Origin of the sequence: Parvibaculum sp. (assembly GCF_046297875.1) — a bacterium.
GTDB lineage: Bacteria > Pseudomonadota > Alphaproteobacteria > Parvibaculales > Parvibaculaceae > Parvibaculum.
In genome coordinates, this window is the sequence record NZ_JBKBHD010000001.1 from 1,022,403 (window position 1) to 1,043,104 (window position 20,702).

Below are 20,702 nucleotides of genomic sequence, written 5' to 3' on the forward strand. Positions count from 1 at the left end.
GCACTCGTTGCCGGGCCCACTCGCCTATCCATTCAGTTTGACGTAGAGATCGTCCCATTCGGGATTGTCGATCTCGATCGCGCGAATTTTCCACGCGCGAGGCCATTCCTTCATCGTCTTCTCGCGCTGAATAGCGCGTTCTATCTCCTCATGTGGCTCTGTGTAGACGAGGCGATGGACTCGATATTTCTTCGTGAATTTGGATCCGATGCCTTCGCGATGTTCCCAGACGCGGCGGGCGAGATCGTTCGTCACGCCGATATAGAGCGTTCCGTGCTTGCGGCTGGCGAGTATGTAAACGAAGTAGCTCATCTGCCCGTGTCGGCGTGGATTGGGTCCCGGGGACAAGCCCCGGGATGACACCGAATGATACACTGATGGCGAAAATCGCGGTGGTATATGCAGCATGTTGCGGGCGCGCTATGTTGCGCGTTCTCTTTCGCCCATGCGAGGTTTGCCCATGTTCCGCCGCACCGTTCTTTCCCTTGCCCTGATCGCGCCTCTTCTTGCCGCCTGCGGCGAATCCTCGACGGCGGCGGGCGGGCTCGATATTCGCGATGCCTGGGCGCGGGCGAGCGCCACGCAGACAAGTGCTGCCTATCTCACCATCGGGAACAAGAGCGGCGAGGACGACACGCTCCTCGAAGTGCGCTCGCCGGCGGCCGAGCGCGTCGAGATCCACGACATGACGATGGAAGACATGGTCATGCGGATGCGCAGGCTCGACGACCTGCCGGTGGCGGCCGGCGAGAGCGTCGCGCTTGCCCCCGGCGGCAAGCACATCATGCTGATTGGCCTTTCCGCTCCGCTCGAAGAGGGCAGTTCGGTGCCGTTGACGCTGGTCTTTGAAAAGGCCGGCGAAATCGCGATCGAAGCCCCGGTGCGCGCTGCGGGCCACAGCGGGCATTGAGGGCGCTCGCTCTTTCCGTCATTGCCGGTCTATGTCAAAAACACTTTGTCACCCCGGCACTCGTTGCCGGGGCCCACTCGCCTAGCCATTCAGTTTGTCGTAGAGGTCGTCCCACTCGGGGTTATCGCGCTCAATAGTGCGGATTTTCCACGCGCGAGGCCATTCCTTCATCGTTCTCTCGCGCTGGATGGCGCGCTCGATCTCGTCGTAAGGCTCTGCGTAAACGAGCCGATGGACGCGATACTTCTTCGTGAATTTGGATCCGATGCCTTCACGATGCTCCCAGACACGGCGGGCGAGCTCGTTCGTAACGCCAATATAGAGCGTCCCGTGCTTGCGGTTGGCTGGCATGTAAACGAAGTAGCTCATCCGCTCGCATCGAAGTGGATTGGGTCCCGGGGACAAGCCCCGGGATGACATAGTGGAGTTATAGATGGGCTCCGGATCGAACCATCAAAAGACTGCACCCGGCAACTGATTCGGATGCGGAATTGTTGCGGCGCACATAGTCAGTGTGCGGTGCAACAATGTTAATGAAATTTGAACCAGGTCGCCGTAACGCATTACAGCCGTGTCATAATTGCCATACCCCCCGCGAATGTTGCATCCGGAGCCGGGCTCCGCATATGCGCAGCCTTGACTCAACCCCGCAATAAAGGTGGGCTAGCCGTTGAGGGATGCTGACTGGCCGGGGGGGAACAGTCGAATGCTTTCATATTCATATTCGTCCTACCTCCCGACCTGGCTGCAAAGTTAGTGAAGCCATCGAGGATCGAGGAGGATCGCTCTATGAAAAGAGGAAGCTTGCGCTCAGTGCTGCTCAGCAGCGCTGCGGCGACGATGCTGATCGCATCGGCAGGCACAGCAAACGCTATCGAATATAATTTCGGTAGCGTGCAGGTGTTTTTCGACACCACCATCAGTGCCGGCGTGTCGATGCGTACCGTCAACACCAACCATCTGTATCTGCCGACCTCGAATGGCGGCCCGGTGACGGATACGCCGGACAGCGAGATCATTGGTGCGCCAATCCTGACCGGCAATACGGCGCCGCTGCCGACCAACGCCAATCTGGCCGGCAACGACATCAATACCTGGTCGCCGAAGGTTGCTGGTTCGATCAACACGGATGACGGCCGCCTGAACTTCAATCGGGGCGACCTGATCGGCAATACCTACAAGATGACCAACGACCTTCAGGCGAAGTGGCAGAACTACACGTTCTTCACCCGCGTGAACTCGTATTACGATGCCGTGCTCAACAGCAGCAGCTCCTATGATCGTTCGCCGCTGGTTGACGGCAAGGCCGATGCAGCGCGCGACATTCGCCTGCTCGACCTTTATGTCTCGGGCGACTACGACGTTGGCGGTCTTCCGCTCAATGTCCGTCTCGGCAAGCAGGTCATCAGCTGGGGCGAATCGACCTTCCTGCTCAATGGCGTGAACTCGGCCAACCCGATCGACGTCAATGCGTTCCGCCGCCCCGGCGCGGAAATCAAGGAAGGCCTGATCCCGGTCTGGGCGATCGACGCGTCGATCGGTCTTCCCGGCAATCTCTCGCTTGAAGCCTTCTATCAGTTCAGGTGGGAGGGCTTCCAGCTCGACCGTCCCGGCACGCCCTTCTCGACGTCCGACGTGACGTCCATGGGCAGCGGCCCCGGCGGCAATTTCAACGCCGTGTCGTTCCTGACGGGCGGCCCCGGTTCCGGCATCTTCCGTAACTGCTCGAACCCGAATCCGATCAGCACGATGTTCGATGCCGCCTATAACGGCTCGGGCAACAATCTGCGCGATTGCGGTGCCGATGCTCTCGATTTCGGTGTCTTCAACTCGACGCAGGTCGGTGGCGGCGCCTGGGCAGGTCTCTCGGCCGGCAGCACGGAAGCGCTTCGTCTCGCCTATGGCGACTCGGGTATCGTTGCCCGCGACCAGGACCGCGAGCCGAGCAATAGCGGCCAGTACGGCATTGCCGCGCGCTGGTATTCGGAACAGCTGAACAATACCGAGTTCGGCTTCTACTTCATGAACTACCATTCGCGTCTGCCGATCGCGAGCGAACGTATCGCGATCGACTGGACCCAGGCGGAAGTCGGCACCTATTCGCTTGCCGGCCCGACGACGGGTCAGCAGAGCCGTCTGCTGCAGTACAACAGCTGTAACGCAGCCAATGGTGCTACGGCGGTTGTGACGCAGCCGAACGCTGCCCTTTTCGGCATGCCGCTCGGCCTCAGCACGGCGACGCTCGACACGCTCAACAGTGCGATCGTCACCGACCCGGATGGCGTTCTCGCCGCAGGTCTCGCCTATGCCGACCAGTTCTATGCAAATGCGCTGGTCACGCCGGTTGTCAACGCGCCTGCGGCCTCGCATTTCGCGGGCGGCATCGTCGGCACCGACCTCTCGACGGCGCCCGCCGTCGGCCCAGCCTTCGCCGGCATGGCCAACCCTGTCGTTCAGGCGAACTCGCTGCTGGCGCTCATGATCGCCAACTGCGCGCTCGTCGCCCAGCAGTCGACCTCGGTCGCTCCTGGTGCCGCTCCCTACATGGTGGTGGACGGTGCGGAAATCATGCTCGCCGCCGGACCGCAGGCGACCCCTGCGATCGGTCTCTACCTGGAATACCCTGAAGACATCCGCATGTATGGCTTCAGCTTCAACACCACGCTGGGCACCTGGGGTGTGCAGGGTGACGTGACCTATCGTCCGAACCAGCCGGTCCAGCTCGATACGGACCAGCTGACCATCAATGCGCTCCGCCGTGGCTGCGTCTTCGAGCAGATCACGGGTGGCGCGGTCGGTTCGGCCTTTGGTGCTCAGGACACCTACAGCGCGGCCGGTTGCGGCAGCGTTGCCAGCGGCACGCAGATCGACCTGCAGGGCTATGAGCGGACCGACATCTACACCGCTCAGGTGGGCACGACGGCGACCTATACGGCGTCGAACCCGCTGATCGGCTTCACCGGTGCCGATCTCGGCATCCTGGTGACGGAAGTCGGCATGATGTATGCGCCGGATGCGCCCAGCGCAGAAGCTACGGCGGCTCCCGGCCAGTGGCAGCGCCGCTGGCAGAACGTCTGCACCAGCGGTGGTACCGATCTTCCGCTCGCGGGCGCTCTCGGTCTTGCAACCCGCAATGGTTGCCGTCCGACCAGCGTGTCCTGGGGTTATGTCCTTCTCGGTCAGCTCCAGTACAACAACGCCTTCGGCACCGCCGTCACTCTGAACCCGACGGTGGCCTTCAGCCATGGCGTCTCCGGCAACAGCCCGGCGCCGCTCTCCAACTACCGCGAAGGTGCGAAGTCGGTGAGCCTCCAGCTCAACGGCTCCTACCAGCAGTGGCGCGGTGGTCTCTCCTACACGAACTTCTTCGGTCACGAGAAGTACCAGGGCTCTGGTGACATGGACTTCGTGTCGCTGAACATCTCCTACGCCTTCTGATCCGTCAGATCGCGTAGCGCGAAAAACAGGGCCCGGCAGCTTCGGCTGCCGGGCCTTTTCTTTTGCCCGCGCCGTTTCATGCTGCATCGCATCATTTTCACCAATCATCTGTAGGCGGATTATTCGGGAAATGGGCGCCTCGGGGCCCGGCAGCACCGACATTAAAAAGATTTAATGAAAACAAGGGACAAAGCGCCTGAAAATCGAGGGTAATAGAGGCGTTGAAGACACAGAATCGGCATCGCCGCGATTTGCGCCTCGAAGGCAATTTGCTATCATCTGCTTGAGTAAGGCGGGGAAACCGGCCTCGGTGAGCGATGCAAGAAAACGAGAAGCATCGACGCCGAATGCCTAGAGAAGAAATCCAGTGGAGGGAACGTATATGAAAAGGACGACCTTTTTGGTGTCCGCCCTTGCGATCAGCGCAATCGCCACAAGCGCGCTGGCCAAGGTTCCGGAAGCCCAGGTAAATCGTCTGGGTCAGGATCTGACCCCGATGGGCTCGGAAAAGGCCGGCGAGGGTGATATCCCCGCCTGGACCGGCGGTCTGCAGACCGTGCCGAGCAATGTCAGCTACAAGCCCGGCGACAAGCTCGCCAATCCGTTCGCCAGCGACCCGATCAAGTTCACGGTCACCGGCCAGAACATGGGCCAGTACGAAGCGCTGCTCACGCCCGGCTACAAGGCGATGCTGCAGACCTATCCTTCGTACAAGATGAACGTGTACGAAACGCGCCGCTCCTGCGCCTTCCCGGATCGCTACTATGAAGCGACCAAGCGCAATGCACAGGTCGGCGAACTCGTCGGCGGCGGTGCGGGCGTCAGCGAAGCCATTTTCGGCACGCCGTTCCCGATCGCGAACAACGCGCTCGAAATGATCTGGAACCACACGCTGCGTTACCGTTCGTTCAAGGCGGTTCGTCAGTTTGCTGCGGCGCCGGTCACGCGCGGCGGCGACTACACGCTGCAGATCGTGCAGGACGAAGCTATTCTCGCCTGGTCGGATCCGTCCAAGCAGCGCGCTGAAGACCTGAACAACATCTCGATCTACTACATCGCGAACACGATCGCTCCGGCCCGTGCCGCGGGTAACGTGATCCTGGTGTACGAAGCCCTGAACGCCCAGATCCAGCCCCGCCAGGCCTGGCAGTACAGCCCCGGTACGCGTCGCGTGCGCCGTGCGCCGAACATCGCCTACGACAATCCGGGCACGAACTCGGACGGTCTGTCCACGTCGGACGCCTTCGACGGCTATAACGGCGCGCCGGACCGCTACGACTGGTCGGTTCTGGGCAAGAATGTCCGCCTCGTCTCGGCAAACGCCTATGAAGGCGAGTCGACACCCTACCGCGACTATCTCCAGGCGGCTCACCTGAACCAGGACCGCGTGCGCTACGAAGCACGCCGCGTGTGGGAATTCGAAGCCAAGCTTCGCCCGAACACCCGCCACGTCTATTCGCGCCGCGTCTACCACAACGAGGAAGATGCGTGGCAGATGTCGACCGTCGAACTCTATGACGGCCGTGGCCAGCTCTGGCGCGTTCAGGAAATGCACCAGATCCAGCGCTACAACGTGCCGCTCTGCGGTTCGGCTGGCGAAATCGTGTACGACCTGCAGGCCGGCCGCTATCTGGCGCTCGCGATGCAGAACGAAGAGCCCCCGGTGAACTACTTCGCCGACGAGCTCGACCCGTCGCGCTACACGCCGAACTCGATCCGTCAGCTCGGCGTCCGCTAATCGCGGAATCAAGAATTGGCGAGGCCGGACCTGGAAACAGGTCCGGCCTTTTGCTTTTGGGGGTCGCGCCCGTTCTCTTAACCAAGTTTTCGACGCCGCCGAATCTCTTTTCCGCGGGCCAAGACGGCGCCGAAAAAATGCGCTATAAAATCAAAAAACCGTTATAACAAACCGCAAAACAGGGGGTTGCCGCCCGGCTGGCGGAGACCGGAAAACCGGTCCCGGACAAGCAGGCAGCGGCCGGAAATGCCCGAGTGCAGGAGCTCCAGTTCATGTCTTCGTCTAATCTTTCCGTCGTTTCCAGTTGGGCGCAGCGTCTGCGTCTTGTCTCGTTTGCCGCGCTTGGCGCGATCGCCCTTTCCTTCGGCCCGGCCCTGATGCCGGCAGCCGCCGAGGAAGATGCCGACGGCGGCCCCGAATACTCGATGAAATCGAACCTTGCAGCCGAGTCGCTTCTGCTCGATGCGACCTATGCCAATGGCAGGCTGATCGCTGTCGGCGAGTTCGGCCACATCGTTCTGTCCGATGACCGCGGCGCCACCTGGCGTCAGGCGGAGTCGGTGCCGACACAGGCGACGCTCACCGGCGTTACCTTTGTCGGCGAGAATGTCGGCTTTGCGGTCGGCCATGACGCAACCGTTCTGCGCACCACCGATGGCGGCGAGAACTGGGAGCTTGTCTATAACGACACCGAATCCGAAATGGCCTTCATGACGGTCTATTTCGAGAACGAAGACCGCGGCTTTGCGATGGGTGCCTTCTCCTTCATCGTCGAAACGACCGATGGCGGCGACACCTGGGAGGAGCGTTCGCTCAGCGAAGGTGTGCTTGACGACTTCCACCTGAACAAGCTGTTCTCCGCCAATAATGGCGACCTCTACGTCTCCGCCGAATTCGGCGTCGTCTACCGCTCACCGGACAATGGACGGACCTTCGAGCGCATCCAGACGCAGTATGAAGGCTCGTTCTGGGGCGGCTTCGGCATGTCCGACGGTTCGGTGATGGTGTTCGGCATGCGCGGCAATGCGTTCCGCTCCTATGACAACGGTCAGACCTGGGTCAAGGTCGACACCGGCACGGACAAGTCGATCGCCGGTGGCGTTCAGCTCGGCAACGGCAAGATCGTTCTTGTCGGCCTGCAGGGCTATGTCGGCTACAGCGAAGACAACGGCAAGTCCTTTGTCGAAGTGACGCGCGCCGACCGTCTCGGCTATGCCGCCGTTACCGACGGACCGGAAGGCCAGATCGTCGTGTTCGGCGAGCCCGGTGCCAAGCTGATGCCGGACGATATGGAAAAGGCACGCGAGCAGGTTGGCGCGCGCATCAGCATCACGCATATGGACAGCGACAGCTGATCTTTTCCGAACAAGGCAAATCGCGAAGAGCCCCGGACCGCAAGGCCGGGGCTCTTTCCTTTGCGGAAAGGGCGCGTCACAATCGCTTCCAAAGGCCGGATCACAAGGCCGGGGTTTCAAGGGAGGACGTTATGGCAGAAGAGGTCGATTTCGGCCGTTACACGCGCATCAAGGCAGGCCGCAAGGGCCGGGTGCTCACGCTGGCGCTCAGCAATCCGGCCTTGATGAATGCGGTCGATGGCGAGATGCATCGCGAACTCTCGCGCATCTTTCTCGATGCCGCCGACGATCCCCTGTCCGACATCGTGGTACTCACGGGTGACGGCGCGGCCTTTTCGGCGGGCGGCGATCTCAACTGGATGAAGCGCGGTTTCGAGGCAGGCGAGAAGGGGCCGGATGCGGCGGAGGCAAAGCGCATCGTCTTTTCGCTGCTCGATCTCGAAAAGCCGATCATCGCCAAGGTGCGCGGGCCCGCCGTTGGGCTCGGCGCAACCATCGCGCTCATGTGCGACGTGATCTTTGCGAGCGACAATGCGCGCTTTGCCGATCCGCATGTGCGTGCCGGCATCGTCGCGGGCGATGGCGGGGCAATCATCTGGCCGCAGCTTGTCGGCTATGCACGCGCGAAGGAGTACCTCATGACGGGAGACCCGGTGCCGGCGGCCGAAGCCGAGCGCATCGGCCTCATCAATCATGTCGTGCCCGATGCCGAACTCGATGCCCGCGTGGAAGCCTTCGCGGACAAGCTCGCAGGCGGCGCCATCCAGGCGATCAAATATTCCAAGGTCTCCGTCAACATCGGATTGAAGCAGCTCGCGCACACAATCCTCGACACGTCGATCGGCTACGAGATGCTGACCTTCACGACCGACGATCACAAGGAAGCGGTCCGCTCCTTCCTCGAGAAGCGCAAGCCCGCTTTCACGGGACGCTGAAAGATGGATGCCGCCATGACGGATATGCCGCTCAATTTCGATGAACCCGAGCATGTGCGCATGCTGCGCGAGACGACACGCCGCTTCGTCGAGGCGGAGATGCCGCGCGAGAAGGCGCGCGAGTGGGATCGTGGCAACATCTATCCCGCTGGGGTGATGAAGAAGCTCGGTGAGATGGGCATGATGGGCCTCACCGTGGAAGAACGCTTCGGCGGGGCGGGCGTCGACATCTATGCGACAATGGCGGTGATCGAGGAAATTGCGAAGCGCTCGGTCGCGGTTGCCTGCCCCTATATCATGGCGGTCTGCTATGCGGGCATGAATCTCGGCGAGAGCGCGAGCGAGGAACAGAAGCAGGAGCTGCTGCCGAAGGTCGCGTCCGGCAATCTTCTTTTTGCCTATGGGCTTTCCGAGCCCAATGTCGGTGGCGATCTTGCCACCGTCGAAACGACGGCGCGGCGCGAGGGCGACGAGCTTGTCGTCAACGGCACCAAGCGCTGGTGTACGGGCGCGCATATCGCCGACTACATCTTCTGCCTGCTGCGGACCGGGCCGAAGGAAGAGAAGTACAAGAACCTCTCCATCGTGCTGATCCCGCCGACGCTGCCCGGAATCACCATCATGCCGCTCGGCCATCTCGGCATTCGCGGCGTCGAGACGAAGGATGTGATCTTCGAGGACGTGCGGGTACCCGCCGCGAATATTCTCGGCGGCGAGGCGATGTGGAACAAGGGCTGGAATCAGCTTGCGGGACGCGCACTCGAAGTGGAAAAGCTCGAACTTTCCGCCTGCGCGCTTGGGCTTGCGGAAGCGGCGCTCGCCGATGCCTGGCGCTATGCGGAAGAGCGGGTGCAATTCGGCCGCGCCATTGCCGGTCATCAGGCCGTGCGGCACACGCTTGCCGAAGCGCAGACGAAGGTGCGCGCCATGCGGCTCATGCTCTACAGCGCCGCCTGGCTTGCAGATCAGGGGCGCCCCTGCTCGATCGAGACGTCGATGGCGAAGCTGTTTTGCTGCGAGGCCGCGGCCGAAGTGACGCAGATGTGTATGCGCGTCACAGGCGCCTATGGGCTTTCCGACCAGATGGACATGGAGCGCTACATGCGCGACGCGGTGAGCCTGCCCATCGTCGGCGGCTCGTCCAACATGCAGAAGAACAATATCGCGAACCGGCTGAAGCTCGGCGCCTGAACAACAGGAGGGCGGCATGACCGCAACGGATACGGCGAAGAAAACGAATGCGGATCTCCTCGCGGCGGCAGAAAAATTCGCGCCCGAGATAGCGGCGCGCGCCGCCGAGATCGAGGCAAACCGCTTCCTGCCGCAAGACCTTGCCACCCGCTTTGCGGAAGCCGGGCTCTACCGGCTCTGCGTGCCTGCCGAATATGGCGGGCTGGAAAGCCATCCGGGCGAACTTGTGAAAGTGGTCGAACGGATCGCGCAAGCCGATGGCTCGGCGGCCTGGTGCGTCTTTATCGGCGCGACATCCGGCCTCGTTGCCGCTTTCCTCGAGCCTTCGGAAGCGGCGCATGTTTTCGGCAATCCGCTGACCATCACGGCGGGCGTCTTCGCGCCGCGCGGCAAGGCGGTGCGCGCGAATGAGGGCGGTGTCGAGGGCTACCGCGTCACGGGGCGCTGGCAATGGGGCTCGGGCTCGCGCAATGCACAGTGGATTTCCGGCGGCTGCATGATCCTTGGCGAAGATGGAAAGCCTGAAATGGCCGCCGAAGGCATCCCGCAGAACCGCATGATGATCTTCGAGGCCGGGCAGGTGCATCTCCACGACACATGGGATGTCTCCGGCCTTTGCGGCACGGGCAGCACGGATTTCGAGGTGAAGAATCTCTTTGTGCCGGCCTCGCGCGCGGTGAGCCTCGTCAGCGACAAGCCGCTCAAGCGCCCGCTCTACTGCTTCCCGACTTTCGGGCTTCTCGGCATCGGCATTGCCGCCGTGTCGCTCGGTCTTGCACGCGGCGCGATCGATACGCTTGTCGATCTCGCGGGTGGAAAGACGCCGCAGGGCTCGTCGAAGCCGCTGGCGCTGCGCGCCAAGGCGCATCTCGATGTGTCGGAAGCGGAAGCGCTGACGCGGTCGGGCCGCGCCTATCTCATGGAAGCGATCGAGGCGGCCTGGGAGGCGGCGACGAAGAATGGCGAGATCACGGTCGCGCATCGCCGCGATCTGCGCATCGCGACGACCCATGCCGTGCGCTCGGCGGCGAAGGCCGTCGATCTCATGTACACGCTGGCGGGCGGCAGCTCCGTCTATCGCAATTCTCCGCTGCAGCGCCAGTTCCGCGACGTCCATGTCGCCACCCAGCACATGATGGTGTCGGACGCGACCTATGAACTGACGGGACGGCTGCTGCTCGGCGTACCTACCAATACGGCGATGCTCTGACGCGCCTCGGAGTTTCAAAACTGCAAACAGAAAGACAGACATGACAAAGGAAAGAAAAGGCCGCGTCGAAGGCAAGATGGCCTTCATCACCGGCGGCGCGCAGGGGCTCGGCAAGGCATCGGCCATCATGCTCGCGCGCGAGGGCGCGAAGGTGACGCTCGCCGATATCAACGAAAAGGGTGCGGCGGAAGTTGCCGCCGAGATCAATGCGGAATGCCCCGGTATGGCCTTTGCCGTCGGCCTTGACGTGACGCGCGAGGACCAGTGGAAAGATGCGCTGGCCGAAGCGGACAAGGCGATGGGCGGCATCAATGTGCTTTTCAACAATGCCGGTATCGGTGGCGGCACGACGGTCGAGGACACCGATTTCGAGACCTTCAAGAAGGTGCAGGCGGTCGATGTCGATTCCGTCTTTCTCGGTTGCAAATATTCGATCCCCTATATGGTGCCCCATGCGCCCGGCTCTATCATCAATACATCTTCCATTGCAGGGCTGATCGCGGGCCATAACATGGCGGCCTATAATGCGGCGAAGGCGGGCGTCTGGCTGCTGTCGAAGTCCGTCGCGCTTCATTGCGCCAAGCGCGGCTATCGCATCCGCTCGAACTCGATCCATCCGACCTTCATCGACACGCCGATCCTGGATGGCATGGCGCGGGGCATGTCGAAGGAGGAGCTGGTGAAGAAGCTCGCCAAGCAGGTGCCGCTCGGCATTGTCGGCGAACCGGACGATGTCGCCTATTGCGTGCTCTATCTTGCGTCGGACGAATCGAAGTTCATCACCGGTGCGGAAATCAAGATCGACGGCGGCATCAGTGCCATGTGAGACCCGCGGGGGGCCTTGCGCCAGCGGGGGGGCGGCCCCACATTGATGCTCGCATGGGTCGCCGCATTCTCTTCGTTCTCCATCAGGAGAGGTCCAGTCCCGGCCGGGTCGGCCAGGCGCTGATCCGGCGCGGCTGCGAGCTCGATATCCGCCGCCCGGCGCTGGGCGACCCGCTGCCCGCCGATATGGCCGGTCATGATGCGGCGGTGATATTCGGCGGGCCGATGAGCGCCAATGACGAGCTTGCCTTCATCAAGGCGGAGACGGAATGGATCGGCATTCCGTTGAAGGAGGAAAAGCCCTTTCTCGGCATCTGTCTTGGCGGGCAGATGATGGCGCGGCATCTGGGTGCCCGGGTCTATTCGCATCCGCAAGAGCGCGTCGAGGCGGGCTATTACCCGATCAGGCCGACGGCGGATGGCCGTCATCTCTTCGACGATCCGCAGCATGTCTATCAGTGGCATCGGCAGGGCTTCGACCTGCCCTCGGGGGCGGTGCAGCTTGCCGAGGGCGGGGATTTCCCGGTTCAGGCCATGCGTTATGGCAAGGCTGCCTATGGGCTGCAGTTTCACCCCGAGCTCACCACGCCGATGATGGATGCCTGGCTCGAATTCGGGAAGGAGCGGCTCAACAGGCCGGGCGCGCAGCCCGCCGAGCTTCACCGGCAGGGGCGTGCCGAGCATGATGCAACGCTGCGGGCCTGGCTCGAGCGATTTTTCGACCACTGGCTGCCTGCGGAAGCGGAGAAGGACTGATTTTCGGGGCGGGCGGGCATCCGGGAAATGGTGGAGCCGAGCGGGATCGAACCGCTGACCTCCTCATTGCGAACGAGGCGCTCTCCCAACTGAGCTACGGCCCCGGAGCCCTGCGCTTTCCAGCGCCGGAGGCCGCTTATTAGGCGGCGGCGGAGCGGGTGTCAAGAGAGGCTTGGGCGGGCGGGAAAGCTCTCCTTGAACCGGCTCTCCCCGGCGGTTACATCTCTAGGGGCCGGTCCGACCGGCCATCCGTTTCCGGCCGGGTTCCGGCCGTCCGCGTGAGCCGCCCTTCCCGAAAACAAGCAACCGGCGAACCCCCATGATTGCCCTTCTGAACCTCCTCGTCACCCTGATCTCGATCTATGTCTGGGTCCTCATCATCGGCGTGGTGCTGAGCTGGCTCATCGCCTTCAATGTCGTGAACACGCAGAACCGTTTCGTCTATATGGTCGCGGACACGATCAACCGGCTGACGGAACCGGCGCTCCGGCCGATCCGCAATTTCCTGCCCAACCTCGGCGGCATCGATATTTCTCCGGTGATCCTCATTCTGCTGCTCTTCTTCCTGCAGAATCTCCTCACCTATGACGTGCCCATCTGGTTCGGCCTAAGGTAAGGAAAGGCCCAGATGCCCTTCCGGGCCGTGCCGGGCGGCGTTTCGCTGCGGCTCAGGGTTACGCCGCGTGGCGGGGCCGACAGGGTCGAGGGGCTTGGCGCCGATGCAGATGGCGCACGCCATCTCAGGCTCCGCGTGTCTGCCATTGCCGAAAAGGGCAAGGCCAATGAGGCGGTGCTGAAGCTTCTGGCAAAGAGCACCGGTCTGCCGCGCTCTTCCCTTTCCATCGCTTCGGGCGAAACGGGCCGCACCAAGGCGGTGCTGGTGGCGGGCGAGCCCGAGGCACTTCTTGCACGGCTCGGCGCATGGCTGGCATCTTTGCCTGAACGGGGCGATTGAGCCATTGCCGGGCCTTGTCCGGCGCGGGTGGTCCTTATTATAGTGCGGCCTACCCCGCGTGACTGGCGAGAATAAGGTGGTGAACCACCGTGGAGCGCGGGCCGGACCCTGCCGCTCGCCTGGGCACTCAATCCAGATCAAGAGGTGCCCTCATGACCAAGGCTTCCATCATCGACGGCAAGACCATTTCGGGCGAATTGCGCGCGCGCGTTGCCGCCGAGGTCGCGCGGCTGAAGCGTGAACGCGGGCTGACGCCGGGACTTGCCGTCATTCTCGTCGGCAATGATCCGGCAAGCGAGGTCTATGTCCGCAACAAGGGGATCGCGACAAAGGAAGCGGGCATGAACTCCTACGAGTATCGCCTGCCTGCGGAAACGAGCGAGGCGGACCTGCTCGCGAAAGTCGCCGAGCTCAATGCCAACCCTGCCGTACACGGATTTCTGGTGCAGTTCCCGGTTCCGGACCATATCAGCCAGCAGAATGTGATCGATGCGATCGATCCGTCCAAGGATGCCGACGGGCTTCACCCGCTCAATGCCGGTCGGCTCGCGAGCGGCTTGCCCGCGATGGTGCCTGCAACGCCGGAAGGCTGCCTCATCATGGCGAAGAAGGCGGGCGGCAATCTTTCAGGCAAACATGCGGTCGTGATCGGCCGCTCCAATCTCGTCGGCAAGCCGGTCGCGCAATTGCTGCTGAAGGAAAACTGCACCGTCACCATCGCGCATAGCCGTTCGCACGATCTTCCCGCCATCGCGCGGGAGGCGGATATTCTCGTCGCAGCCGTCGGCCGTCCCAACATGGTGAAGCGCGACTGGGTGAAGCCTGGTGCCATCGTCATCGATGTCGGCATCAACCGTGTGCCCGCACCCGAAAAGGGTGAAGGCAAGACGAAGCTCGTCGGCGATGTCGATTTCACGGATGTGTCGGACGTCGCGGGCGCCATCACGCCGGTGCCGGGCGGTGTCGGCCTGATGACGGTTGCCTGCCTGCTGCGCAATACGGTGATTGCAGCCTGCCGGGGTCACGGCATCGAACTGCCGGAGGATTTCTGAGCGATGGAAATGCGCCGCCTCGGAAACTTGTGGCCTGTAAGCGCGCTGACGCTCGGCGGCGGCGGGCTCGGCCAGATATGGGGCGAGACATCGCGCGACGAAGCGGTGGCAACGCTCTTTGAGGCCGTCGAATGCGGCATCAACCTGATCGACCTTGCACCGCTTTACGGGCGCGGCGAGGCGGAATCCGTGGCGGGCGAGGCTTTTGGCGGCAAATGGCCGTCGCATCTTCGCGTCACCACCAAATGCATGATCGGCGAACGGCATTATGCCGAAATTGCGGCGCGGCTGGAAAAATCCGTCCTGCGCAGTCTCGAAACGATGCGGCGCGAGCAGGTGGACATATTCTTCCTTCACTCGAATATCTGTCCGGACGGCTACGAATATGCGCTCGATCCTGCCTATCCTAATTATGGCGCTGTGCGCGAAAGCGTGTTCTTCGGCGAGGTGGTGCCCACTTTCGAGAAGCTGAAGGCGCGAGGGCTCATCGGCGCCTGGGGTATCACGGGCACGGGCCTGCCGCGCAGTATCATGGAGGTGCTTCGCGGCGAACCGAAGCCCGCCGTGGTGCAGGCGGTGACGAATCTCATGGATTCGCCGGGCGGGATGCGCCGCTATGAGGAGCCGGCCGAGCCTCGCAACATCGTCCGTACGGCAAAGAACAATGATGTCGGCGTGATGGGCATTCGCGCCGTGCAGGCGGGCGCGCTTACCGCAAAGATCGACCGGATGCTCGCCCCGGACGATCCCGAAATGCGTGACTATGAAAAGGCGGCGCCTTTCCGCAAGCTCGCGAGTGAACTTGGTGAAGACCCGGCGATCCTCGCCCATCGTTATGCGCTCTGGATGGAAGGCGTCGATACGCTGGTGCTCGGCGTGAAGAACCGCGACGAATTGCGTGCGGCCGTCGCGGCAGCCGCGCGCGGACCTCTTGAGCAAGATGCGCGCAAGCGGATCGATGCACTTCGTCTGAACTTCCAGTTTCCGCGCATACCGATCGACGGCGAGGGTACGCTCTAGATGTCCGCCAGGCAGCGTCTGACCCGAATTCTTTGCGGCGCCGTCCTCGCCACGATTTCCGGGCTCCTGCTGTCTCCACCGGCGGGGGCGCAGGATCCCTCAGGCGGCATGATCGACTGGCCGAGAGACGAGATGGCGTCAGCGCTCGATCATTTCGTCGCGGAGCGCATGGAAGCCCTTTCCGTGCCGGGCGTTGCCATTGCCATTGTCGCCGACGGCGAAATCGTTTTCGAGCAAGGCTATGGCGTTGCCGATGCGAGCGGCGAGCAGCCTGTCACCGGGCATACGATGTTCGAGGTGGGCGGCATCGGCCTTTCGCTGCAGGCATTTGCGGCTATGCAGATGGTGCAGGAAGGAAAGCTCGCACTCGATGAACCGCTATCGCGCGCCATTTCGGAGCGCTGGGTGCCCAACCGCGCCGCGTCCGACGCGATCACGCTACGCCATGTGCTGATGCATCGCTCGGGCCTGTCGGACCGGGTGCGCCTCGGCTCACGATCGGTCGCCTTCGAGCCGGGCAGCGACTATCGAGCGGGCGGCATGGGCTTCGTCTATCTAGCGCATGTGATGGCAGTAGTGGAAGGCAAAGCCTTCGACCGGCTGATGCGCGAGCGCCTGTTCCAGCCGCTCGGCATGTCGTCCTCCGGCTATGTCATTCCAGACGGGCTTGCCGACGAGGTCGCGCGCGGGCATGACGCTCTCTGGGTGCCGATCACGGCCTTTGCCGGGCCGATGGTTGCGATCTTTCTTGTGGGTTTCCTGCTGACGCTGCTGGTTATGCGTCTCGGCTTTCACCGGCTGAAACTCAAACCGTTCGACCTCGTGCCGGCGGCGTTTCTTGCGCCAGTCGGAGCGAGCATCTTTCTCTATTACATGCAGGGCGGCTGGGCGCTGCTCTTCAGTATCGGATATTTCCTTGTCTGGATCGCGGGCGTGTTGCTCCTCACCGCTGCCATCCAGTATGCGCGCTTCATTCTCGGGCAGGGCGCGCAGGACGGTGTGATCTCGCGCAACAGCATGAGGCGCGAAGCCTTCAGCCCTCTATCCTTCACGCTTGTCGTGATCGCGAGCCTCTTTTTCATGTCGACGCAGGTGCCGCTGCCGGCGCGCGATGGCAGCGACTTCAATGCCGCGCTGTCGCTCCGCTCAAGCGCACATGACCTTGCGCGCTTTGCGGCGGGTTTCATCAATGGCGAGCTGATCGGCGTCTCGGCACGCGCGCGGATGGTCGATGAACGGATAGAGGTGAGCGGCCCGGTCGGCGACAGGGCAGGCACCGGCCTCGGTTTCTACACGCGCGAGCGCATGGACGGGCTCACCATCTGGCAGCCGAGTGCGAATATCGGCTTGCGCGGCCTCATCGTGATCGAGCCCGCACGGCGAAGCGCAGTGGTGGTGCTGACAAATTCGGACAGCGGCAAGGTGCTGATGCAGGAAGTGGCCGGCCATGTGCTTGGCGTCGAGACGCCGTGGAAGCGGCCTTGAGGTTTATCAGCCCGCCTTCTTCGCGGCCTCGATGCCTTCGCGGATGATCTGACGGGCGGCGTCCGCATCCTTCCAGCCTTCGATCTTCACCCATTTGCCTTCCTCGAGATCCTTGTAGTGCTCGAAGAAATGGGTGATGCGCTGGATCAGGATGTCCGGCAGGTCGGTATAATTCTGCACATTCTTGTAATAGGGATTGAGCTTCTCGACCGGCACGGCGAGAACCTTCTCGTCCTGTCCCGCCTCGTCATGCATCATGAGGACGCCGATGGGGCGCGAGCGGATGACGGCACCGGGCACGACCGGAATGCGGCTCACGACGAGCACGTCCACCGGGTCGCCATCCTGCGAGAGCGTATGCGGCACAAAGCCGTAATTGCAGGGATACTGCATGGCCGTGTGCATGAAGCGGTCGACGAAGAGCGTGCCCGACTCCTTGTCGAGCTCATACTTCACCGGATGGCCGCCATGCGGCACTTCCACGATGACATTGATGTCGTCCGGCGGGTTCTTGCCGACCGGGATGGCATCTATACGCATTACTTCGATACTCTCTTGTTACGGGCGGCGAGAAGGCGCAGGCGCAGCGCATTGAGCTTGATGAAGCCCGCAGCGTCCTTCTGGTCATAGGCGCCGGCATCGTCCTCGAATGTCACATGGGCTTCGGAATAGAGCGAGTAAGGCGAGTTGCGGCCGACGACAGTGGCCGAGCCCTTGTAGAGCTTCAGGCGCACCGTTCCCGTTACCATTTCCTGGCTCTTGTCGATCAGCGCCTGGAGCATCTCGCGCTCGGGGCTCCACCAGAAGCCGTTATAGATGAGCTCGGCATAGCGCGGCATGAGCTCGTCCTTCAGATGCGCGGCACCGCGGTCGAGCGTGATCGACTCGATGCCGCGATGCGCAACGAGCAGCACCGTGCCGCCCGGCGTTTCATAGATGCCGCGCGACTTCATGCCGACATAGCGGTTCTCGACGAGATCAAGACGGCCGATGCCGTTCGCGCTGCCCAGTTCGTTGAGTTTCGTAAGCAGCGTTGCCGGACTCATCTTGACGCCATCGATGGAGACGGCGTCGCCTTTTTCGAAGCCGACTTCGATATAGGTCGGGCGGTCGGGCGCTTCTTCCGGCGAGACGGAGCGGGAATAGACATATTCCGGCGCTTCCTCGGCGGGGTTTTCCAGCACCTTGCCTTCGGCGGAGATGTGCAGCAGGTTCGCGTCGACCGAGAAGGGCGCGTCGCCGCGCTTGTCCTTCGCAATCGGGATCTGGTGCTTCTCGGCAAATTCGATGAGCTTCGTGCGCGAGGTCAGGTCCCATTCGCGCCAGGGAGCGATCACCTTGATGCCGGGGTTCAGCGCATAGTAGCCAAGCTCGAAGCGGACCTGATCGTTGCCCTTGCCGGTGGCGCCGTGGCAGACGGCGTCGGCACCGGTTTCGGCAGCAATCTCGATCTGGCGCCTCGCGATCAGCGGCCGCGCAATCGAGGTGCCGAGCAGATAGACGCCTTCATAAAGCGCGTTCGCGCGGAACATCGGGAAGACATAGTCGCGGACGAAGGTTTCGCGCAGATCCTCGATATAGATTTCCTTGATGCCGAGCATCTCGGCTTTCTTGCGCGCTGGCTCCAGTTCCTCGCCCTGGCCCAGATCGGCGGTGAAGGTCACCACCTCGCAGCCATAGGTTTCCTGCAGCCATTTCAGGATGATCGAGGTGTCGAGGCCGCCAGAATAGGCCAGGACCACCTTTTTCACGGATTTGTCGGCGCTCATGTCGTCACCTTTGGGAGGGGTCGATTTTGCGGCGCACTATAGGGAAATCCGCCCTTGCGGCAAGGGGAGGGACGCGAAGCGGGACGGGGCGCCCATTCGCTGCCATAATTGCGCGGAATCAGGCCAATTCGGGGGCTCCCATGCAATCGTCCACCATCCTGCTCATTCTTGTCGGGGTCGCGATTATCGGCGGCTATGCCTGGTATGTGAGCCTCATCACGCGGCGGAACGAGGTGCGCGAGGCGATGGGCTCGATCGACGTCCAGCTTCGCAAGCGCTTCGATCTCTTGCCCAATATCGTGGCGCTGGCGCAGAAATTCATGACGCATGAGCGCGAGCTGCTGGAAGGCCTGACGGCACTCCGGGCGAAAGTTGCCGCGCCCTATTCGAAGGACGACCCGGCCCAGGTCGCGGCCCATCTCGATGCTTCGCGCTCGCTCGAGACCGGCATGATGCGGCTCTTCGCGGTGGCCGAGAACTACCCCGAGCTTCGCTCCGCCGAAACGGTGACGCGGGCGCAGGCGACTTTCGAGGAAGTGGAGGGCAATATCGCGGCTGCCCGGCGCTTCTACAATTCGGCGGTGACGCGGCTCAACAATGCGGTTGAGATTTTTCCCGGCTCCGTCATCGCGCGGCTGGCGAATGTGCAGCCTTTCCCCTTCTACGAGGTGGAAGATGCGGCGGCGCGGCAGCCCGTCGATGTCAACAAGCTGATGGCCTGAGGCATCCGTGACGGATCTCGCGGCGGATTTCGACGGTTTCTACGAGCGCGAGATCGCGCCGTGGATCGAGGAGAAGGAGGCGGAGCGGAAGGCGCTTGCATCGCGCGCTACAAGGCGGGCCGTCCCCCTTTTCGCCGCCGGCGCCTTTCTGTTCGTGCTGGTTTCCGCCCTGATGGACGACACAGGCTGGCGCGATCTGGCCTATTTCGTTTCCTTTGCCGTCATGGGCACAGGCGCGCTGCAATACACGCCCGTTGTCATTTGGGGCCGTGCCTTCGCCGAAGAACTCTCGGAAAAGATATTCGGACATTTCGGCTATCGCTATGCGCCGGATGCGCCGCCCGGTTTTCTGGACGCCTTCGAGCGTTGCCATCTGCTTCCCGGCTACAGCCGCAAGAAGCTTGAAGACCATGTCTCGGGCGAGGTGAACGGCGTCCCCTTCGAGCTGGCCGAGGCCTTTCTCGAAAAGCGGGTCCGGCGCGACAAGCGCGACGACTATGAAACGGTCTTTCGCGGGATCGTGGCGCGCTACCGCTTTCCGAAGCGTTTCTCGGGGCGGACGATCCTGCGCAGCGATCAGGGGCTTTTGAATGCGCTCGCGCATTCAGGTGTATCCGGCGAGCGAGTACGGCTCGAAGACCCGCGCTTCGAAAAGCATTTCGAGGTCTTTTCGAACGACCAGGTGGAGGCGCGCTATCTGCTCACACCCGCCTTCATGGAGCGGCTTTCGAATCTGAAAGAGAACATGCAGGAGCCGCTGCAAGCCGCCTTCGAGGGGGACGATCTCCTCATCGCCATTGACGGGCGGCGCGGCTATTTCTCGCAACCTCCCATCTGGAAGGATCTGCGCGGAAGCGGTCACATTCGCCGCTTCGTCGAGGACATTGCGCTGATCCGCAGCATTGCCGGGACGCTGAAGCTCGATGCGGAGACGAGGGTGTGATGGCGCGAGCTCCGCTGACACTTTCCGCGTTTTGAGGAATTTCTCGACGAGGAGCTTGCTCCCTGGGCCAGAGCGCGGGACAGGGCGCGCGATCAAATCCGTGTCCGGTCACTGCGCCGCGCGGCGCTGCCAATGCTGGGCGCCATTCTCATGTTTGCCGCAGCGGTCGACCTCAAGTCACCCCTATTTTCGCTAGTGGCCATGTTCGGTGTTCCGGCTTTGGCAATCTGGGCCATTTTCCGTTTTGTGCCGTCGCTTTTCTCCGATGAGAATTTCGCAAGGGAACTGCTGGAGAAAGTCTACGGCTTTTTCGGGCTCAGTCAGGTGACGCCGTCGCGTAGTGGCTTTCTCGACATGTTCTATTCGCTCGCGCTGACGCCGGGCTGTCTATGAACTTC

21 protein-coding genes, 1 tRNA gene and 1 riboswitch are annotated in these 20,702 nt (G+C 62.4%); of the genes, 17 read left to right on the forward strand and 5 right to left on the reverse strand.

Annotation, left to right across the window (positions count from 1 at the left end):
* Nucleotides 1-24 precede the first annotated feature (24 nt).
* Complete coding sequence (locus ACK4FH_RS05065; RefSeq protein ID WP_409811542.1) at nucleotides 25-312, reverse strand: GIY-YIG nuclease family protein; 288 nt, start codon at nucleotides 310-312, stop codon at nucleotides 25-27.
* Nucleotides 313-460: 148 nt separating this feature from the next.
* Here ACK4FH_RS05065 and ACK4FH_RS05070 point away from each other — a divergent pair, with 148 nt between their 5' ends.
* The gene (locus ACK4FH_RS05070; RefSeq protein WP_409811543.1) at nucleotides 461-910 is read left to right on the forward strand and encodes a copper chaperone PCu(A)C; all 450 of its coding nucleotides are present in this window, start codon (nucleotides 461-463) and stop codon (nucleotides 908-910) included.
* An 81-nt stretch (nucleotides 911-991) separates the two neighbouring features.
* Here the strand turns inward: ACK4FH_RS05070 and ACK4FH_RS05075 are convergent, their stop codons facing one another.
* Nucleotides 992-1,279 carry a GIY-YIG nuclease family protein gene (locus tag ACK4FH_RS05075; protein WP_409811545.1) on the reverse strand — a complete coding sequence of 96 codons (288 nt, stop codon included), beginning with the start codon at nucleotides 1,277-1,279 and terminating at the stop codon, nucleotides 992-994.
* A 420-nt stretch (nucleotides 1,280-1,699) separates the two neighbouring features.
* On the opposite strand from ACK4FH_RS05075, the gene ACK4FH_RS05080 reads away from it, so the two are divergent.
* The 8 genes from ACK4FH_RS05080 to ACK4FH_RS05115 all read left to right on the forward strand — a co-directional run bounded on the left by ACK4FH_RS05080 (nucleotide 1,700) and on the right by ACK4FH_RS05115 (nucleotide 12,358).
* A complete protein-coding gene (locus ACK4FH_RS05080; protein WP_409811546.1) occupies nucleotides 1,700-4,348 on the forward strand; it encodes a DUF1302 family protein in 2,649 nt (882 codons plus the stop codon).
* A 382-nt stretch (nucleotides 4,349-4,730) separates the two neighbouring features.
* On the forward strand, nucleotides 4,731-6,086 hold the full coding sequence (locus ACK4FH_RS05085) for a DUF1329 domain-containing protein (protein WP_409811547.1): 1,356 nt from the start codon (nucleotides 4,731-4,733) through the stop codon (nucleotides 6,084-6,086).
* Between the two features lie 272 nt (nucleotides 6,087-6,358).
* Complete coding sequence (locus ACK4FH_RS05090; RefSeq protein WP_409811548.1) at nucleotides 6,359-7,441, forward strand: WD40/YVTN/BNR-like repeat-containing protein; 1,083 nt, start codon at nucleotides 6,359-6,361, stop codon at nucleotides 7,439-7,441.
* A 131-nt stretch (nucleotides 7,442-7,572) separates the two neighbouring features.
* Nucleotides 7,573-8,376, forward strand: a complete 804-nt coding sequence (locus tag ACK4FH_RS05095; protein WP_409811550.1) for an enoyl-CoA hydratase/isomerase family protein — start codon at nucleotides 7,573-7,575, stop codon at nucleotides 8,374-8,376.
* A 15-nt stretch (nucleotides 8,377-8,391) separates the two neighbouring features.
* Nucleotides 8,392-9,567 carry an acyl-CoA dehydrogenase family protein gene (locus ACK4FH_RS05100; protein ID WP_409811552.1) on the forward strand — a complete coding sequence of 392 codons (1,176 nt, stop codon included), beginning with the start codon at nucleotides 8,392-8,394 and terminating at the stop codon, nucleotides 9,565-9,567.
* A 16-nt stretch (nucleotides 9,568-9,583) separates the two neighbouring features.
* Nucleotides 9,584-10,777 (forward strand): acyl-CoA dehydrogenase family protein, encoded by a 1,194-nt coding sequence (locus ACK4FH_RS05105; RefSeq protein ID WP_409811554.1) that lies wholly within the window; start codon nucleotides 9,584-9,586, stop codon nucleotides 10,775-10,777.
* A 40-nt stretch (nucleotides 10,778-10,817) separates the two neighbouring features.
* Entirely contained in the window at nucleotides 10,818-11,603 is a 786-nt protein-coding gene (locus tag ACK4FH_RS05110) for an SDR family oxidoreductase (RefSeq protein ID WP_409811556.1), read from the forward strand.
* A gap of 53 nt (nucleotides 11,604-11,656) precedes the next feature.
* Nucleotides 11,657-12,358: a glutamine amidotransferase gene (locus ACK4FH_RS05115; protein ID WP_409811558.1), complete on the forward strand. Its 702-nt coding sequence runs from the start codon at nucleotides 11,657-11,659 to the stop codon at nucleotides 12,356-12,358.
* A gap of 28 nt (nucleotides 12,359-12,386) precedes the next feature.
* Here ACK4FH_RS05115 and ACK4FH_RS05120 read toward each other — a convergent pair.
* Nucleotides 12,387-12,462: transfer RNA gene (locus tag ACK4FH_RS05120), tRNA-Ala, on the reverse strand.
* A 215-nt stretch (nucleotides 12,463-12,677) separates the two neighbouring features.
* Between ACK4FH_RS05120 and ACK4FH_RS05125 the strand changes: the two genes are divergently transcribed.
* From ACK4FH_RS05125 to ACK4FH_RS05145, 5 genes are all read left to right on the forward strand, one after another.
* Nucleotides 12,678-12,974: a YggT family protein gene (locus tag ACK4FH_RS05125; protein ID WP_409811560.1), complete on the forward strand. Its 297-nt coding sequence runs from the start codon at nucleotides 12,678-12,680 to the stop codon at nucleotides 12,972-12,974.
* A 12-nt stretch (nucleotides 12,975-12,986) separates the two neighbouring features.
* The gene (locus ACK4FH_RS05130; RefSeq protein ID WP_409811562.1) at nucleotides 12,987-13,313 is read left to right on the forward strand and encodes a DUF167 family protein; all 327 of its coding nucleotides are present in this window, start codon (nucleotides 12,987-12,989) and stop codon (nucleotides 13,311-13,313) included.
* Between the two features lie 48 nt (nucleotides 13,314-13,361).
* Nucleotides 13,362-13,445: riboswitch (ZMP/ZTP riboswitch) on the forward strand.
* 20 nt (nucleotides 13,446-13,465) lie between these two features.
* Nucleotides 13,466-14,365 carry a bifunctional methylenetetrahydrofolate dehydrogenase/methenyltetrahydrofolate cyclohydrolase FolD gene (gene folD, locus ACK4FH_RS05135; protein ID WP_409811564.1) on the forward strand — a complete coding sequence of 300 codons (900 nt, stop codon included), beginning with the start codon at nucleotides 13,466-13,468 and terminating at the stop codon, nucleotides 14,363-14,365.
* A 3-nt stretch (nucleotides 14,366-14,368) separates the two neighbouring features.
* The gene (locus tag ACK4FH_RS05140) at nucleotides 14,369-15,385 is read left to right on the forward strand and encodes an aldo/keto reductase (RefSeq protein WP_409811566.1); all 1,017 of its coding nucleotides are present in this window, start codon (nucleotides 14,369-14,371) and stop codon (nucleotides 15,383-15,385) included.
* Nucleotides 15,386-16,870 carry a serine hydrolase domain-containing protein gene (locus ACK4FH_RS05145; protein WP_409811568.1) on the forward strand — a complete coding sequence of 495 codons (1,485 nt, stop codon included), beginning with the start codon at nucleotides 15,386-15,388 and terminating at the stop codon, nucleotides 16,868-16,870. It abuts the gene before it with no gap.
* A gap of 6 nt (nucleotides 16,871-16,876) precedes the next feature.
* Here the strand turns inward: ACK4FH_RS05145 and ppa are convergent, their stop codons facing one another.
* Together ppa and ACK4FH_RS05155 are read right to left on the reverse strand one after the other, a co-directional pair.
* Nucleotides 16,877-17,410: an inorganic diphosphatase gene (gene ppa / locus ACK4FH_RS05150; protein WP_409811569.1), complete on the reverse strand. Its 534-nt coding sequence runs from the start codon at nucleotides 17,408-17,410 to the stop codon at nucleotides 16,877-16,879.
* Nucleotides 17,410-18,639, reverse strand: a complete 1,230-nt coding sequence (locus ACK4FH_RS05155; protein WP_409811571.1) for an argininosuccinate synthase — start codon at nucleotides 18,637-18,639, stop codon at nucleotides 17,410-17,412. Before ACK4FH_RS05155 ends, ppa begins: the two co-directional genes overlap by 1 nt.
* Before the next feature lie 140 nt (nucleotides 18,640-18,779).
* Between ACK4FH_RS05155 and ACK4FH_RS05160 the strand changes: the two genes are divergently transcribed.
* The 3 genes from ACK4FH_RS05160 (at nucleotide 18,780) to ACK4FH_RS05170 (ending at nucleotide 20,697) form a co-directional block, all read left to right on the forward strand.
* On the forward strand, nucleotides 18,780-19,361 hold the full coding sequence (locus ACK4FH_RS05160) for a LemA family protein (RefSeq protein WP_409811572.1): 582 nt from the start codon (nucleotides 18,780-18,782) through the stop codon (nucleotides 19,359-19,361).
* A gap of 7 nt (nucleotides 19,362-19,368) precedes the next feature.
* Nucleotides 19,369-20,304: a DUF3137 domain-containing protein gene (locus ACK4FH_RS05165; RefSeq protein ID WP_409811573.1), complete on the forward strand. Its 936-nt coding sequence runs from the start codon at nucleotides 19,369-19,371 to the stop codon at nucleotides 20,302-20,304.
* Nucleotides 20,305-20,436: 132 nt separating this feature from the next.
* Entirely contained in the window at nucleotides 20,437-20,697 is a 261-nt protein-coding gene (locus tag ACK4FH_RS05170) for a hypothetical protein (RefSeq protein ID WP_409811574.1), read from the forward strand.
* Nucleotides 20,698-20,702: the final 5 nt, after the last annotated feature.

Coding starts and splice junctions, on each gene's coding strand:
- ACK4FH_RS05125 (WP_409811560.1), top strand. CDS start 12,678: ATGATTGCCCTTCTGAACCTCCTCGTCACCCTGATCTCGATCTATGTC.
- ACK4FH_RS05095 (WP_409811550.1), top strand. CDS start 7,573: ATGGCAGAAGAGGTCGATTTCGGCCGTTACACGCGCATCAAGGCAGGC.
- ACK4FH_RS05170 (WP_409811574.1), top strand. CDS start 20,437: ATGCTGGGCGCCATTCTCATGTTTGCCGCAGCGGTCGACCTCAAGTCA.
- ACK4FH_RS05105 (WP_409811554.1), top strand. CDS start 9,584: ATGACCGCAACGGATACGGCGAAGAAAACGAATGCGGATCTCCTCGCG.
- ppa (WP_409811569.1), bottom strand. CDS start 17,410: ATGCGTATAGATGCCATCCCGGTCGGCAAGAACCCGCCGGACGACATC.
- ACK4FH_RS05070 (WP_409811543.1), top strand. CDS start 461: ATGTTCCGCCGCACCGTTCTTTCCCTTGCCCTGATCGCGCCTCTTCTT.
- ACK4FH_RS05080 (WP_409811546.1), top strand. CDS start 1,700: ATGAAAAGAGGAAGCTTGCGCTCAGTGCTGCTCAGCAGCGCTGCGGCG.
- ACK4FH_RS05115 (WP_409811558.1), top strand. CDS start 11,657: ATGGGTCGCCGCATTCTCTTCGTTCTCCATCAGGAGAGGTCCAGTCCC.
- folD (WP_409811564.1), top strand. CDS start 13,466: ATGACCAAGGCTTCCATCATCGACGGCAAGACCATTTCGGGCGAATTG.
- ACK4FH_RS05065 (WP_409811542.1), bottom strand. CDS start 312: ATGAGCTACTTCGTTTACATACTCGCCAGCCGCAAGCACGGAACGCTC.
- ACK4FH_RS05090 (WP_409811548.1), top strand. CDS start 6,359: ATGTCTTCGTCTAATCTTTCCGTCGTTTCCAGTTGGGCGCAGCGTCTG.
- ACK4FH_RS05155 (WP_409811571.1), bottom strand. CDS start 18,639: ATGAGCGCCGACAAATCCGTGAAAAAGGTGGTCCTGGCCTATTCTGGC.
- ACK4FH_RS05130 (WP_409811562.1), top strand. CDS start 12,987: ATGCCCTTCCGGGCCGTGCCGGGCGGCGTTTCGCTGCGGCTCAGGGTT.
- ACK4FH_RS05145 (WP_409811568.1), top strand. CDS start 15,386: ATGTCCGCCAGGCAGCGTCTGACCCGAATTCTTTGCGGCGCCGTCCTC.
- ACK4FH_RS05140 (WP_409811566.1), top strand. CDS start 14,369: ATGGAAATGCGCCGCCTCGGAAACTTGTGGCCTGTAAGCGCGCTGACG.
- ACK4FH_RS05160 (WP_409811572.1), top strand. CDS start 18,780: ATGCAATCGTCCACCATCCTGCTCATTCTTGTCGGGGTCGCGATTATC.
- ACK4FH_RS05110 (WP_409811556.1), top strand. CDS start 10,818: ATGACAAAGGAAAGAAAAGGCCGCGTCGAAGGCAAGATGGCCTTCATC.
- ACK4FH_RS05085 (WP_409811547.1), top strand. CDS start 4,731: ATGAAAAGGACGACCTTTTTGGTGTCCGCCCTTGCGATCAGCGCAATC.
- ACK4FH_RS05075 (WP_409811545.1), bottom strand. CDS start 1,279: ATGAGCTACTTCGTTTACATGCCAGCCAACCGCAAGCACGGGACGCTC.
- ACK4FH_RS05100 (WP_409811552.1), top strand. CDS start 8,392: ATGACGGATATGCCGCTCAATTTCGATGAACCCGAGCATGTGCGCATG.